Origin of the sequence: Mesorhizobium sp. LMG17149 (genome assembly GCF_024518695.1) — a bacterium.
GTDB lineage: Bacteria > Pseudomonadota > Alphaproteobacteria > Rhizobiales > Rhizobiaceae > Mesorhizobium.
The window spans coordinates 174054-188941 of the sequence record NZ_JANIFL010000010.1 but is presented as its reverse complement, the minus strand read 5'-3'; the positions used below and the strand labels follow the sequence as shown (position 1 = coordinate 188941).

The 14888-nt window shown below is 62.4% G+C and carries 11 protein-coding genes; all 11 read left to right on the top strand.

All coding sequences use genetic code 11. The features are described from left to right. Window positions 1-45 precede the first annotated feature (45 nt). The 11 genes from NP945_RS23440 to NP945_RS23390 all read left to right on the top strand — a co-directional run bounded on the left by NP945_RS23440 (window position 46) and on the right by NP945_RS23390 (window position 14738). A complete protein-coding gene (locus NP945_RS23440; RefSeq protein WP_256747650.1) occupies window positions 46-2532 on the top strand; it encodes a mechanosensitive ion channel family protein in 2487 nt (828 codons plus the stop codon). Between the two features lie 156 nt (window positions 2533-2688). Next, window positions 2689-2952, top strand: a complete 264-nt coding sequence (locus tag NP945_RS23435; protein ID WP_164748978.1) for a hypothetical protein — start codon at window positions 2689-2691, stop codon at window positions 2950-2952. Between the two features lie 207 nt (window positions 2953-3159). Beyond that, the gene (locus NP945_RS23430) at window positions 3160-4593 is read left to right on the top strand and encodes a UbiA family prenyltransferase (protein WP_256747649.1); all 1434 of its coding nucleotides are present in this window, start codon (window positions 3160-3162) and stop codon (window positions 4591-4593) included. Between the two features lie 2 nt (window positions 4594-4595). Continuing rightward, entirely contained in the window at window positions 4596-5948 is a 1353-nt protein-coding gene (locus NP945_RS23425; protein ID WP_256747648.1) for an FAD-binding oxidoreductase, read from the top strand. A gap of 124 nt (window positions 5949-6072) precedes the next feature. Continuing rightward, complete coding sequence (locus NP945_RS23420) at window positions 6073-6522, top strand: EamA family transporter (RefSeq protein WP_127330325.1); 450 nt, start codon at window positions 6073-6075, stop codon at window positions 6520-6522. Further along, window positions 6519-7526 (top strand): NAD(P)-dependent oxidoreductase, encoded by a 1008-nt coding sequence (locus NP945_RS23415; protein WP_256747647.1) that lies wholly within the window; start codon window positions 6519-6521, stop codon window positions 7524-7526. The genes NP945_RS23420 and NP945_RS23415 overlap by 4 nt, the downstream gene beginning before the upstream one ends. 104 nt (window positions 7527-7630) lie before the next feature. Beyond that, window positions 7631-9061 carry an aspartate aminotransferase family protein gene (locus tag NP945_RS23410; protein WP_256747695.1) on the top strand — a complete coding sequence of 477 codons (1431 nt, stop codon included), beginning with the start codon at window positions 7631-7633 and terminating at the stop codon, window positions 9059-9061. 24 nt (window positions 9062-9085) lie between these two features. After that, a complete protein-coding gene (locus NP945_RS23405) occupies window positions 9086-10318 on the top strand; it encodes a glycosyltransferase 87 family protein (protein WP_256747646.1) in 1233 nt (410 codons plus the stop codon). Then, complete coding sequence (locus NP945_RS23400) at window positions 10315-11073, top strand: FkbM family methyltransferase (RefSeq protein WP_256747645.1); 759 nt, start codon at window positions 10315-10317, stop codon at window positions 11071-11073. Before NP945_RS23405 ends, NP945_RS23400 begins: the two co-directional genes overlap by 4 nt. A 160-nt stretch (window positions 11074-11233) precedes the next feature. Further along, complete coding sequence (locus NP945_RS23395; protein ID WP_256747644.1) at window positions 11234-13795, top strand: FAD-dependent oxidoreductase; 2562 nt, start codon at window positions 11234-11236, stop codon at window positions 13793-13795. 94 nt (window positions 13796-13889) lie between these two features. Beyond that, window positions 13890-14738 (top strand): DUF1194 domain-containing protein, encoded by an 849-nt coding sequence (locus NP945_RS23390; RefSeq protein WP_256747643.1) that lies wholly within the window; start codon window positions 13890-13892, stop codon window positions 14736-14738. The last annotated feature ends 150 nt before the right edge of the window (window positions 14739-14888 follow it).

Genomic DNA, 14888 nt, shown 5'->3' with positions numbered 1-14888 from the left:
AGGCTTTTCAAATTGCCTTTGCCGCCGATGAGTCGCCAACAAATCATGCTTTTCCGATTGCTTCGTCTCATTTTGATCCTCACGCTTGTCGTCTCGGCGCCGCTGTCGTTCGATGCGATGGCACAGGGGCTTGGCCAGGCGCCTGCCGGACTGGTCGCCGATCAGCAGAAGATCCTGCAGGACCTGACGACCAAGACCGACAATCTGGAAAAGAAGATCCAACAGGACGCCGAGGAGGATAGCAGCCTCGTCGATATCCGCCTGCAGCTCGAGGAGTTGTCGCGGCAATCGCTGAACAGCGCACTGGCCTTCCGCACGCGTCTTGGCGAGATCAACAGCCGTCTTGAGCAGCTTGGCGCGGCACCTGCGGCGGGTCAGCCGCCGGAGCCCGACATCGTCAGCGGCGAACGCCAGGCGCTGGTGTCGGAAAAGGCCGAGATCAATGCGGTCATCTCGCAGGCCCAGGCCCTGTCGATCCGCATCAGCGGGCTGATCGATAAGATCGGCAATATGCGCAGCGAGTTGTTCCGCAACCTTTTGACCAAACGCTACGTGCTGTCGGATGCGCTGAGCCCGCAGGTTTTCTCCGACGCCCAGGACGAATACACCAATCTGTACAAGGCGGTGTCTTCCTGGCTGAGCTTCGCTTTCAAGTTCAAGTTCCAGGCCATCCTCGCAGCGACCTTCGTGGCGCTCGGGCTGGCGCTGGTGCTGCTGGTCGGCGGCAGGCGGCTGTTCGGGAGGGTGTTCGAAGCCGATCCCTCCAATGAAGACCCGTCCTATCTCAGCCGCTTATCGGTGGCTTTCTGGTCAACCTTGCTGCCAACGCTGGCGGTTGCCGCCTTTCTGGGATCGACGATTTTCTTCTTCAATTATTACAATGTGTTGCGTGGTGATATTGGCCTGTTCCTCAATGCATTGGCGACCGCCATCGGCGTGGTGTTCTGCGTCAACCGGCTGACCAATGCGGCGCTGGAGCCGCGGCTGCCGAACTGGCGCCTTATCCCGGTCGAAACGGGGCCGGCGCGCTGGCTGGTGCGCCTGACCACCGCCATGGCCGTGGTCATCAGCGTCAACACCTTCCTGTCGGTGATCAACGACAAAATGGGCTCGCCGCTGTCATTGACCATTGCCCGCAGTTTCGGCGCAACCATCATCGTCGGCGTCATCCTGATCCTGATGGCGATGCTGAGGCCATTCAAGGCGCGTGATGGAAGTTGGCGGCCGTGGCCGGCATGGCTGCGCTATACGGCGCTTGCACTCGGTCTTTTCACCATCGTCGCGGCGCTGCTTGGTTACATCGGCCTCGCTCTGTTCGTTTCGCTGCAGGTCGTCGTTACCGGCACCGCGCTGATCACCGCCTATATCGGTTTCCTGTCGGCACAGGCGATCGGCGAGGAGGGTGCTTTCGCCAACACGACCGTCGGGCGCTGGCTGTCGGCCAAATCCAGCTACGAGGATACGGCCCTCGACCAGCTAGGCCTTGTCGTCAGTGTTGCCATCAATGTGATGATCGTGCTGGTGTTCCTGCCGCTGATCCTGCTGATGTGGGGTTTCCAACTGGGCGATATCCAGGCTTGGGCCTACAAGCTCGCAACTGGGATCAACATCGGGTCGGTGACCATTTCGGTGACCGGCATCCTCTCCGGCATCGTCGTCTTCATCATAGGCTATTTCCTGACGCGCTGGTTCCAGGGCTGGCTCGACGGTTCGGTGATGGCGCGTGGCAAGGTCGATACCGGCGTGCGCAACTCGATCAGGCTGGCGGTCGGCTATGCCGGCGTCGCGCTCGCGGCACTGGTCGGCATCTCGGCGGCGGGCATCGACCTGTCCAGCCTGGCGCTGGTCGCCGGCGCTCTTTCCCTCGGTATCGGCTTTGGCCTGCAGAACGTGGTGTCCAATTTCGTTTCCGGCCTGATCCTGTTGGCCGAGCGGCCATTCAAGGTGGGCGACTGGATCGTTGCCGGCGATGTCAGCGGCACAGTCAAGAAGATCAGCGTGCGCGCCACCGAGATCGAAACCTTCCAGCGGCAATCGGTGATCCTGCCCAATTCGAACCTGATCAACAACGCCGTCGGCAACTGGACGCACCGCAACAAGCTCGGCCGCATCGACATCAAGGTCGGCGTCGCTTACGGCAGCGACGTCAAGCAGGTTCATGCCGTCCTGCTGGAGATCGCCCGCAGCCACCCGATGGTGCTGAAGAACCCCGAACCCTTCGTGCTGTTTTCCAATTTCGGCCCTGCCGCCCTGGAATTCGAGATCCGCGTGTTCCTGGCCGATGTGATGAATGGCAACATCGCGCAGAACGACATCCGTTTTGCCGTCCTCGAAAAATTCAGCAGCGAACACATCGAGATGCCCTCGACGCCGCGCGCCGTGGTCGAGGCCCACAAGCCCAAGGCGTGGCCGACAGACGACGACAAGATCGAGGCCGACTTCGCCGAACAGGAGCAGATAAAGGCCGAAGCCGAGGCGGAGAAGAAGCGGCTGGTCAAGTCCCGCAAAACCAAGAAGCCAGATCCGGACTAAGCTGGGACTCCGTCGACCTTGATCCTGCCGGAACCGATTGCGGCATGAATGCGGCATTCAGTTGCGGTTCAGCTTCCATCTCCTATAAGCTCCCATGCAAAGGCGAAATTGCCTTGCGAAATGCAACAGAGGCGGTGGGAACACCGATATTGCGCCATGTGGAAGTCTCTCGTCGCTGCCGTCGCCCTGGTCGCCGCCATCGGCTCGGTCCATGCCGCAAGCGCGGTCAACAAGGACGCCGAGACCCGCACGCTGGTCGTGACCGAGGGCGGCAGCAAGACCGACCTCGCGCTGGCTGGTGGCGAAACGGTTGAGTTCTGCCCGAATGGCTGTTTCGTCACCTTGCCGAACGGCGACCTCGAAGCTCTGACCGGTTCGGAAACCATCGAAATCTCGGGCGGCGTCGCCCGAATCAAGTAATTCCGATTGGCATATCTTGAGAGGCCGGGCATTTGCTCGGCCTCTTATCGTTTTCGGTAGCAGATGCTTAACAATGACGCGGGAAATACCGTCACGGCAGCCGTCTGCAACCGGGCGTTTTAACGTTCGCTACGCCATCGCCCGCTATACCAGCCTCAAGACGCCGGAAAGCGGCGCGCAACTCTACGCGGGCAGGGCAGGACGGACATGGATGCGCGGTCGGACAGGAACGCAATACCGCTTGCGGTCGATCTCGACGGCACGCTGATCGCGACCGATCTGTTGTGGGAAGGGCTGTTCATCCTTCTCAAGAAGAACCCGCTCTATATCTTCCTAGTACCGTTCTGGATCGCCGGCGGGCCGGCGCGGCTGAAGCAGGCAATCGCGCAACGCATCGACATCGATCCGGCATCGCTGCCCTATCGCGAGGTGCTGCTTTGCCGCCTCCGGACCGAACACGCCGAGGGCCGCAAGATCGTGCTGGCGACCGGTACGCCGCGCAAGTTCGCCGACGCCATCGCGGCCCATCTCGGCATTTTCGACCAGGTGCTGGCCACCGATGGTCTCGCCAATCTCACCTCGGGCAGGAAGCGCGCTTCGCTGATCGCAGCCTATGGCGATGGCGGTTTCGACTATGCCGGCAACAGCCGTCACGATCTCCAGGTCTTCGATGCAGCGCGCAACGCGATCGTCGTCGCGCCCGACCGCCATGCCGCGCGCTGGCAGGCAGCGCATGGCGCCGAGACGATGCCGGCGCCGAAGCCGACTTTGCGGACCATCGTCAAGATGCTGCGTGTCCATCAGTGGCTGAAGAATTCGCTGATCGCAGTGCCGATGGTGCTCTCGCATGAATATTTCAACACCGACATGATCTGGCAATGCCTGCTGGCATTCGTCTCGTTCAGTGCGGTGGCGTCGGCCATCTATATCCTCAACGATTTCTTCGACCTCGCGCTCGATCGCAAACACCTCACCAAGCGCAACAGGCCGTTCGCCAGCGGTGCGCTGTCGATCCCGTTCGGACTTGGCGCAATCGCGGTGCTTCTGGCGATCGGCATCGGCACCGGGCTGTTCCTGTCGCCCGAATTCATGGCTGTGCTCGGCGGCTATATGGTCGTCACGACGGCCTATTCGCTGTCGTTCAAGCGCATGCTGCTGGTCGATGTGCTGACACTCGCCGGCCTCTACACGATCCGCGTCCTGGCCGGTGCGGCGGCGACCGGCGTCGACGTCTCGTTCTGGCTGCTGGCCTTCTCTATCTTCTTCTTCCTGTCGCTGGCGCTGGTGAAGCGCTTCGTCGAACTGCGCACCACCGCCATTCCGCCTGGCGAGCGCATTGCCGGCCGCGGCTATCGCACCGAAGACCAGGAGATCGTCGCCCAGGCCGGCATGGCTTCGGCCTTCTCCTCGGCGCTGGTGCTGGCGCTCTACATGGACAGTGTCGCGGTGCGCGAGCCTTATCCACATCCGTGGCTGATCTGGCCGCTGGCACCGATCGTGCTTTATCTCACCATGCGCGTCTGGATCCTGGCGCGCCGCAACGAGATGCATGACGATCCGGTCGTCTTCATCATCCGCGACTGGCGCAGCCAGATCGTTGTGCTGATCGGTGCAGTGATGCTGGTCATCGGGGGCTGGTAGGCATGGCCACTGAGCGGTTCCCGAGCTTTGGCCTTGCTACGCCGCCGGCGCCGCGCGCCATCGGTGCCGACGAGGCTATCTCGCTGCTGAAGGGCGGTCAGGCCAAGCCAGCGTCACTGCTTGCCTATGGCAATGGTCGCTCCTACGGCGATTCCTGCCAGAACGCGGCCGGCGCGGTCGTCGACATGCGCTCGCTGAACCGGATTCGTGCCTTCAACGCCGAAACCGGTGTTCTCGAGGCGGATGCCGGCGTGCTGTTGTCCGACATCATCGCCCACGCTGCCCCACACGGCTTCTTCCCGGCGGTTGTGCCCGGCACCCAATTCGTCACGCTGGGTGGCGCCATCGCAAACGACGTGCATGGCAAGAACCATCATCGGCGCGGGACATTCGGCTGCCATGTCGAGAGCTTCACGCTGCTCAGGTCCGACGGAAAGACCCACCGCTGCTCGGCATCGGACAATGCGCGGCTGTTTGCGGCAACGATCGGCGGCATGGGGCTGACCGGCCTCATCCTGTCGGCTTCGATCCGGTTGATGCGGGTGCATTCCCTCGACATCGTCGAAAAGGCGACGCCGTTTCGTGATCTCTGCGAATTCTTCGACCTGGCCGAGGCGGCCGATCAGGCCAATGAATATGCGGTCGCCTGGATCGACCAATTGGCCGGCGGCCGCAACAGCGCTCGCGGCCTGCTGTTGTCGGGCAATCACGCCGAGCACGGCTCGCATGCCGCCTCGCGCGTCGGCGGCAATTTCTCGGTGCCGGTCCAGCCGCCATTCAATGTGCTCAACCGGCCGTTCCTGACCGCCTTCAACGCTGCCTACAGGTGGAGGAAGAGCCGGGCAACGGTGCCGCGCCAGGCCGGATATCAGGACTTCTTCTTCCCGCTCGACGGCGTGCGCGACTGGAACCGGCTTTATGGGCCGAAAGGGCTTTTCCAGCACCAGAGCGTGGTGCCGGAAGAGACGGCGCGCGAGGCCGTGCCGGCATTGCTGGCGGCTGCAAGGCAAGCGGGGCAGGGCTCGTTCCTCACCGTGCTGAAGCGCTTTGGCTCCATCCGCTCGCCGGCACTGCTGTCGTTCCCGCGCCCTGGCTACACGCTGACACTGGATTTCCCCAACAGGGGTGCCGCGACACTGACATTGCTGCGGGAACTCGACCGCATCACGGTCGAGGCCGGCGGCGCGGTCAATCCATACAAGGACGCCCGCATGGCCGCCGAGATATTCGCCTCGTCCTTTCCCGAATGGCAGCGGCTGGAAGCGCTCCGCGACCACGCCTTCATGTCTGACTTCTGGGCGCGCACCGCGAAGAGGTTGGATGCGCGACGAGGCTCGGTCGAGGCGGCCGAATAGATAAAACTCGAATGATTCCTGGTTAATTGGTGCTTAATAGCGCGATTTACTCAAAATATTGTTGGGACTTCACCAAATGTTTGCGGGTTTGTAGTAGGAAGCGCGAAGGGGTGGCTTGGAACACATGAAATACATCGTCTTCATTCTCTTTACAGTCATGACCAATGCCGCCGCGCAGCTGATGCTGAAGCAAGGCATGATGTCGCTCGGGCCGATCTCGTTCGAGGGCGTCAATCCGCTCGTCAAGTTGCTGCAGATCGTTTTCAGCCCCTGGGTGTTCCTGGGCCTGTGCACCTTCGTCATCTCGATGGCATCGCATCTCTATGTGCTGTCCAAGGTCGAGCTCTCCTTCGCCTATCCGTTCCTCAGCCTCGCCTATGTTGCCGTCGCCATCTTCGCTTATTTCGTCTTCCGCGAGGACCTCAATGGCTGGCGCATCGCCGGCATCGCCTTCATCTGCGTCGGCACGGTGCTGATCGCCCAAAGTGGCCGAGATTTGGGTGGTCGAGGGCATGAGGACCAGACCGCTTCCATCACGCCCGACAAGATTCACGCAAACGAGATCGTTCGATGAGACATGTGATTTTCGGCGGCGACGGTTTCGTCGGCCGCCATCTCGCCCCGAAACTTGTGGCCGATGGTGAAGAGGTCGTCGTCGCCGATATCGTCAAGAGCGACCTGCCGCATTACCGCACTGTCCGCTTTATCCAGTGCGACGTCACTGATCCGGCATCGGTCGCGGCGGTTGGGCTGAAGGCCGACGACATGGTCTATAATCTGTCGGCCAAGATGCTGTCGCCGATCCAGGTGCGCGCCAAGCGGCACGATTTCTTTTTCCCGGTGAATTTCCACGGCACCGAGCACATCATGCAGGCCATGGACGGAGCCGGTGCGTCAAAACTCGTCCACTACACGACTGACATGATCTACGGCCACACGGTCACGCAGCCGATGACCGAGGAGCACCCGGTGGCGCCGCTGGGCGAATATGGCTGGTCGAAGCAGAAGACAGAGGAGTTGGCGGCCGAATGGCACAAGCGCGGCATGTCGATCTCGCTGTTTCGCCCGCGCCTGATCATCGGCCCAGGCCGGCTCGGCATCCTGGAAAAGCTGTTCAAGCTGATCGACTGGAATTTTCCGGTGCCGATGATCGGTTCGGGCAGGAACCCCTATCAGTTCATCTCGGTGTTCGACTGCGCCGAGGCCGCGCGCGCGGCCTGGAAGGCCGGCGTGCCTAATGAGGCCTATAATCTGGGTTCGCTCAACCCGCCGCCGGTCAAGAAATTGCTCGGCGATTTGATCCGGCATGCCGGCTCGACATCGATCCTGATCCCGACACCGGGCTGGGCGGTCAAGCGCACGCTGGACCTGCTCGACCTCTTGAACATGCCGATCATGGACCCGGAACAGTATCTGATCGCCGACGAGGACTGCGTGCTCGACGTGTCCAAGGCCGGGCGTCAGCTCGGCTGGGTGCCGCAATATCGCGACGAGGACATGCTGATCGCCGCCTACAGCGAGTACCGCACAAAGAAAGCCGGTCACGCCGTCGCCACCAAACATGTGCCCGCCGAATAGCGGCTCGCAAAACAGCTTTCGTTGCGCCCGATCCTGGTCGTGCGTGCAGACAGGAGATTGAAATGACCGTCATGGCCAAGCCCGAACAGACCAATTTGCGCACCATGGTCAGCGCGCCGTCGCTGTCGCCCGCCACCATCGCCAAGCCCGATTTGATCAGCGTCGAGCAGGCCAAGGCGATGGACGTTGCCCGCATGACCGACCTGTTCAAGGCGCATCTCAACCCCGGCCAGCTGCACTTCATGAAGCTGCTCGGCTTCCACAAGATCAAGATCGAGCGTGCCGAAGGCATGTTCTACATCGACCAGAACGGCCGCAAGATCCTCGACTTCTTCGGCGGCTTCGGTTCGCTGGCCTTCGGCCACAATCATCCGCGCATTCTGGAAGCACGCAAGAAATTCCAGGAGGAGAAGCGCCAGGAAATCGCCATCGCCTTCATGTCGCAATATGCGGCGGCACTTGCGCACAACATCGCCAAATGCTCGCCCGGCGATCTCGACATGGTATTTTTGGGCTCGTCCGGCTCGGAAGCGATGGAAGCGGCGGTGAAGCTCGCCGAGCGCGCCGCCGGTCCGAAGCGGCCGAAGATCGTCTATGCCGAGAATTCCTTCCACGGCAAGACCAAGGGCGTGCTGGGCATCACAGACGGCCAGCTTTACCGCGCCGACTTCAAGGTGGCCGAAAACACGGTCCGCATCCCGTTCGCCGACATCGAGGCGGTCGAGCGCCTGTTCCGCTCCGACCCGGAGGTCGGGGTCATCGTGCTTGAAACCATCCAGGGCGGTGGCGGCATCATTCAGGCGCCGGCCGAATATTGGCAGAAGCTGCGCGCACTGTGCGACCAGTATGGCGTGCTGTGGGTCGCCGACGAAGTGCAGTGCGGCTATGGCCGTTCGGGCCGCTTCTACGCCTTCGAGCATTACGGCGTCATTCCCGATGTGACCGCGCTGGCCAAGTCGCTTGGCGCCGGCAAGGCGGCGGTGGGAGCCATGATCTCGCGGCGCGAGGTTTACATGAAGGCCTATGGCACGCCGAAAACGGCGATGATCCATGCCATGGCGACCTTCGGCGGCATGGGCGAGGCCTGCGTCACCTCGATCGAGGGGCTCAACGTGCTCTATGACGAGGGGCTGATCGACAATGCCGCCGTCACCGGCGACTATTTGCTGCAGCGCCTGCAGGCGCTCAGGGAAAAGTACCCGAAGATCATCAAGGATGTGCGCGGCAAGGGTTTTATGGTCGGCCTGGAGTTCCACGACTTCTCGCAGACCTTGCCGATGGTGCTGCGGCCGATCGTCAGCGTGCTCGACGACAAGCTGAAGGGCTCGCTGTCGGGCTTCGTTGGCGCGCTGCTGCTGCGCGATTACGACGTGCTGGTCGCCTTCACCGAGTACAACCGCAACGTCATCCGGCTGGAGCCGCCGTTGATCTGCCAGCGCGAGCATGTCGACCGCTTCGTCGATGCCTTCGACAGTCTGCTGTCGCGCGGCATCGTGTCGATCGTCAAGGACTTCGTCAAAAGCCAAGTCCGTTAGAAACGAAGCTCGCTGAGTTCGACAATGCTGACCAGGTCGCCCGCACCAGACAACCCACTCGACCGGCTCACCGAGGCCAGTCTGGCGTGGGGCGAGGGGACTTATGCGCGGCTGGCGGCACCGATCGGCGCGGCGGCCTTCGCGCTCTACATGCTGTTTACGGCGTTCACGGCATGGGTGATGCCCGACGCCAATTGGGACATGCTGCCCTATCTCGCCATAGCGGAGGAAGGCACCTATCCCGATGCACAGGCGCTGCATGACTATGCCTACAACACTGTCAAATCGGGCGTGTCGGCCGGTGACTACAAGGCGCTGACCGACGATGGCGGCGGCTTCCGCAGCCACATGGCGGAGAATGCCGCCGACTTCCATTCATTGCTCGGCATGTACCGGATCAAGTTCCTCTATGCCGAGATCCTGTCGACGATGAGCGCGGTGATGTCGCCGGTCGCGGCGATGCGCCTGGTCTCGGTGTTCTCGGTTCTATTGTTCGGCGCGATCGCCCTGATGTGGCTGCGCTCCGAAGGGGCGCTGGCCTTGGCGCCTGTGGTCGGCGCGGTGCTGATCATGGCCGATTTCGGCGATGCGGCGCGCGCTTCGACGCCGGATTTGTTGTGTTCGGCGCTGTTGCTCGGCGGGCTCTACGCCTATGTCCGCGGTCGCGAGATGGCAACGGCGCTCCTGCTCTTTCTCGCCTTCATGGTGCGGCCAGACAATATTGTTTTTCTTGCCATTTTTGCCGTGCTGCTGGTCGCCTTCCGGCAGAAATCGTGGGGCGCGCTGGCCGGTTTTGCGGCTTCCTTCGTCGCCTATTTCGCCATTTCGCACTGGGCTCATCATCCAGGCTGGTGGCCGCATTTGTGGTTCTCCAGCATTGAGCAGCATTACAATATGGACGGGTTCGAACCGCCATTCTCGGTCACCGCCTATCTCAGGGCGTTTGCCGCCTCGCTGCTGCGCGCCGTCAGCCTGAACAGCTGGGTCGGCGTGTCGGTGCTGGCACTGGCCGGCTGGTTTGCCGCCGCCCGCGCCGGCTTCCGCCTCGACCGCCGCGCCGGCATCCTGTTTGCGGCACTGGTGCTCGGCGCGCTGGCGAAGTTCACCGTCTTTCCGATCCACGACACGCGCATCTATTTCCCGCATCTGATCCCGCCATTCCTGCTGCTGGCGACGCCGTTCATGGCGCTGTGGGCAGCCGCGGCTCGTGGCCAGAATCGCGCGCCCTTGCCAATCATTCCCGGAGACAAGCCATGAGTTCGCTATCCAGCCTGGCGCGCGTTGCCCTGTCGCTTGGTCTTCCCAAGGGTGTTCTCGATCGCGGGCCGTCGCTGCGCGGCACGAAGTTCCTGGCCAGGGCGGCGCTGAAGGCGCGATTTGGTGAGGCAGGGCGACCGTTCCAGATGGTCAATGTCGGTGCCTGCGACGGTGCGCTGTTCGACGATGTGACGCCGTGGCTGCACCGCATAGCTGGCGCACGCGCGATGCTGGTCGAGCCGATCCCGTACAATCAGAAACGACTGCGCGCCAACTACCCCGACACCAGCCGGTTCATCATCGAGCCGGTGGCGGTGACGAAGACAAAGGGCACGATCACCGTCCACACTTTCGATGCCGCCGCGCTCGAGGCCGGCACGTTGCCCATCGAGTTCATCGGCTGCTCGTCGGTCACCGACACCAATCTGATGTCGGGCAAGAATGCCTGGGGCGAGGCCGACATCAACTTCAACAAGTTCGCGCCGCATCTCAGGGACATCGAGGTGCCATCCGAGACCTTGCAGACGCTGCTCGACCGCAACGGCATCAGCCATATCGACGCCTTTCTCGTCGATTGCGAGGGCGCCGACTGGATCGTCTTCGAACAGCTCGACCTCAAGCGCTACCGTCCCGGCATGATCAAGGTCGAGGTCGGTGCGCTGCCCGCGGCCGAGATCGGCCAGGTCGTGGTCAAGCTGAAGACCTCCGGCTATCAGGTCGGCTTCCAGGCCGAGGACATCTGGGCCTTCGCCTGAGTTATAGCCTTCACCTTGGAAGGCGAACCGCCAAGGGTCCGACGGGAAGCATTCTGCCGTCTGGTCGCTCGGCTTTTTGCCAATGTCGCAAACAGGCTTCATCAGGCCCATCGCTCCGCCCTATAGTCCGCCCGCTTTATCACTTTGGAGTCGCGGGCAAATGGCAGAGTTTCCGAAAAAGGCGAAGGTCGTCATTGTCGGCCTGGGCGGTATTGTCGGCGCATCGATCGCCCATCATCTGATCGAACGCGGATGGGACGACATTGTCGGCATCGACAAGTCAGGCATCCCGACCGATATCGGCTCGACCGCGCACGCCTCCGACTTCTGCTACACGACCAGCCACGATTTCCTGTCGTGCTGGACGACGCTCTACTCCATCGATTTCTACGAGAAGATGGGCCACTACGCGCGCATCGGCGGCCTTGAGGTCGCGCGCGTCGGCGACGACGGCCGCATGGAGGAGATCAAGCGCAAGATCGCCTCGGCCAAGGCGTTTGGCACGCGCGCCCGCCTGATCGAGCCGGCCGAGATCAAGGAGAAATTTCCACTCATCGAAGAAGCGATTGTCCAGGGTGGCCTTTGGGATCCCGATGCCGGTCTGGTCATCCCGCGCTCGCAGACGGTCGCCGGCAAGCTGGTCGATCAGGCGGAAGCGTCCGGCAAGCTCAAATCCTTCGCCAACACGTCGGCTCGGTCGCTTGTCGTCAAGGACGGCCGCATATCAGGCGTGGTGACGGACCGCGGCACCATTGAGGCCGACTATGTCATCGTCTGCGCCGGGATCTGGGGCCGGCTGATCGCGGAAATGGTCGGCGAGGACCTGCCGGTCATGCCGATCGACCATCCGCTGACCTTCTTCGGCCCCTACAACGAGTTCGCCGGCACGGGCAAGGAGATCGGCTGGCCGCTGCTGCGCGACCAGGGCAACTCGGCCTATATGCGCGACACCGGCGATCCAAAGACCGCCGAGGGCGGGCAGATCGAGTGGGGTTACTACGAAGAGACCAATCCGCGCCTTTGCCATCCGCGCGACCTGCTGGAGAAGGACCAGGCGCGGCTTTCGCCCTCACAGCGCGACCTCGACATGGAGCAGATCCTGGCACCGCTCGAACGCGCCATGGAACTGACGCCGATCCTCGGCGAACTCGGCTATAACGAGAGCCATTCCTTCAACGGGCTTCTCCAGGTGACGGCTGATGGCGGCCCGTCCATGGGCGAAAGCCAGAAGGTGCGGGGCCTTTGGTATGCCGTCGCCATCTGGGTCAAGGATGGTCCCGGCATGGGCAAGCTGATCGCCGACTGGATGACCGACGGCCGCACCGCAATCGATCACCATGCCATCGACTATGCACGGTTCTATCCGCACCAGACCAAGGAGCAATTCATCTGGGATCGCTGCACCGAGACGGCGATGAAGGTCTACAATCCGGCGGTGCATCCGCGCGAGCCGTTCTCCAAAGCCCGCAACATCAGGCGCTCGCCGTTCTGGGAACGCGAGAAGGAACTCGGCGGCTATTTCATGGAGCTCGGCGGCTGGGAGCGCGCCCACGGCTATGCCGCCAACGAGCATCTCCTGGAAAAATACGGCAACCGCGTGCCGGTGCGCGAGAACGAGTGGGACAACCGCCATTTCTGGCGCGTCTCCAATGCCGAGCATCTCGCCATGAGCGAGGATTGCGGCATCGTCAACCTGTCGCATTTCGCCATGTACGACATCGAAGGTCCCGACCATGTCGCGCTGCTGGAATGGCTGTGCGCGGCCAAGATCGGCGGCGACAACAACATCGGCAAGGGCATCTACACCCACTTCCTCGACGAGGAAGGCATGGTGCGCGCCGACTTTACCGTCATCCGCATGGCCGACCGCTGTCGTTTGATCGACGGCGCGGACGCCGGTCCGCGCGACTTCCAGTACATGCGCCGCACGGCACAGGACAAAGGTTTCGACGTCACCATCACCGACGTGACGGAAAAATACGTCACCATCGGCATCTGGGGGCCGAACGCCCGGGCGACCTTGCAGAAGGTCGTCGAAAATCCGGACGGGCTCTCTGTTGAGAACTTCCCATTCGCGGCAATCAAGCCGGTCCGGATCGGCGGCAAGGATGTCACCGCTTTCCGCATCTCCTATGTCGGCGAGCAGGGCTGGGAGCTGCATATGCGCTACGAGGACGGCCTGGCCGTCTGGGACGCCTTGCGCTCGACCGGCGTGATGCCCTTCGGCGTTGAGACCTATGCCAACACGCGCCGCATGGAAAAGAGCCTGCGGCTGCAGAACGCCGACCTTCTGACCGAGTACAATCTGCTCGAAGCCGATCTTGCGCGTCCGAAGGTCAAGGAGAACGATTTCTGCGGCAAGGCGAAGCATGTCGAATATCGCGCCCGCGAGCACCAGCCGGCCATGCTGTGCACGCTGGTGATGACCGAGAATGTCGATGCGAAGGGCGTGGCCCGCTATCCGGTCGGCACGATGCCGGTGATGGACCCGAAGACCGGCGAAACGCTGGTCGACGAACTCGGCCGCCGGTCCTTCACCACGTCGATGGCGTACGGGCCGACCGTCGGCAAGAATATCGGTCTTGCCTATCTGCCGTGGGCGTACGCCCAGGAAGGCCGCGAGCTCACGATCGAGTATTTCGGCGAGACCTATCCAGTCGAAGTCGCCGCCGTCGGCTACAAGCCGCTCTACGATCCGGAGAATTTGAAGCCGCGCAGTTGATTGCAGGCAGGCGCAAAGGGCATGAAGGCAAAAGCCTAGCCATCGGCCGGGCTTTTCTCTTTTTAAGCCGGCGGTTTTGGCTTACCCTTGCGGAATGTCTGCTTTTGCCTGTGCTAGACATTTGCTTTCGGGCTGTGCCGCGTTCGCGCTGACGCTTTGGTTGGCGCCGGCGTCCCTTGCTGACGAGCCCGTCGATGTGGAGCTGGTGCTGGCCGTCGATGTCTCGTTGTCGATGTCACCGGACGAGCTCGAGATCCAGCGTCATGGCTACGCAGCGGCGCTGACGCACGACAATGTGCTGCAAGCCATTGCCGATGGCGCTTATGGCAAGATCGCCGTCACCTATGTCGAATGGGCCGGCACCACCTGGCAGCGCGTCATCGTGCCGTGGACGGTGATCGCCAGCCGCACCGACGCGGAGCGCGTGGTTGCGCAGTTGTCGGCGCAGCCGCCCAATAGCGCGCGGCGCACCTCGATCTCCGGAGCGCTGGAGTTCGGCAACGACCTGTTCGCCGAAAGCGGCTACCGGGGCACGAAGCGGGTCATCGACATTTCGGGCGACGGCCCCAACAACCAGGGTGCGCCGGTCAACCTGATCCGCGACGGGCTGATCAAGCAAGGCATCGTCATCAACGGCTTGCCGCTGATGACGCGAGGCGGTTTTCCCGGCGCCTACGACGTCAGCAATCTCGATCGCTACTACAGCGACTGCGTCATTGGCGGCCCCGGAGCCTTCATGATCCCGGTCAATGACTGGACGCAGTTTCCCGAAGCCATTCGTCGCAAACTGGTGCTGGAACTCGCCGGTCCGGCCTCGCCGCAATGGGCGGCGGAAGAGGCCGCGCATCCGCCGGTGATATTGGCGCAGGAGAGGTCCACCACCGACTGTCTCGTCGGCGAGAAAATGTGGCGAAACCGCAGCTGGATGTTCGACAGCCGCTAAGCTGTTCCCCGTTGAGCGTGATCTTTGGCCAAACCGGCTCCCACTGCCTATCTGTTCGGGCTTACGCTCTAGTCTTGCCTCCGCTACCGAAGCAGTGGCAAACTGGGCAGGCCGCATGACCCAGCCAGGAGTGCGGCCGAACCGAGGAAA

Coding starts and splice junctions, on each gene's coding strand:
- NP945_RS23440 (WP_256747650.1), top strand. CDS start 46: ATGCTTTTCCGATTGCTTCGTCTCATTTTGATCCTCACGCTTGTCGTC.
- NP945_RS23435 (WP_164748978.1), top strand. CDS start 2,689: ATGTGGAAGTCTCTCGTCGCTGCCGTCGCCCTGGTCGCCGCCATCGGC.
- NP945_RS23430 (WP_256747649.1), top strand. CDS start 3,160: ATGGATGCGCGGTCGGACAGGAACGCAATACCGCTTGCGGTCGATCTC.
- NP945_RS23425 (WP_256747648.1), top strand. CDS start 4,596: ATGGCCACTGAGCGGTTCCCGAGCTTTGGCCTTGCTACGCCGCCGGCG.
- NP945_RS23420 (WP_127330325.1), top strand. CDS start 6,073: ATGAAATACATCGTCTTCATTCTCTTTACAGTCATGACCAATGCCGCC.
- NP945_RS23415 (WP_256747647.1), top strand. CDS start 6,519: ATGAGACATGTGATTTTCGGCGGCGACGGTTTCGTCGGCCGCCATCTC.
- NP945_RS23410 (WP_256747695.1), top strand. CDS start 7,631: ATGGTCAGCGCGCCGTCGCTGTCGCCCGCCACCATCGCCAAGCCCGAT.
- NP945_RS23405 (WP_256747646.1), top strand. CDS start 9,086: ATGCTGACCAGGTCGCCCGCACCAGACAACCCACTCGACCGGCTCACC.
- NP945_RS23400 (WP_256747645.1), top strand. CDS start 10,315: ATGAGTTCGCTATCCAGCCTGGCGCGCGTTGCCCTGTCGCTTGGTCTT.
- NP945_RS23395 (WP_256747644.1), top strand. CDS start 11,234: ATGGCAGAGTTTCCGAAAAAGGCGAAGGTCGTCATTGTCGGCCTGGGC.
- NP945_RS23390 (WP_256747643.1), top strand. CDS start 13,890: ATGTCTGCTTTTGCCTGTGCTAGACATTTGCTTTCGGGCTGTGCCGCG.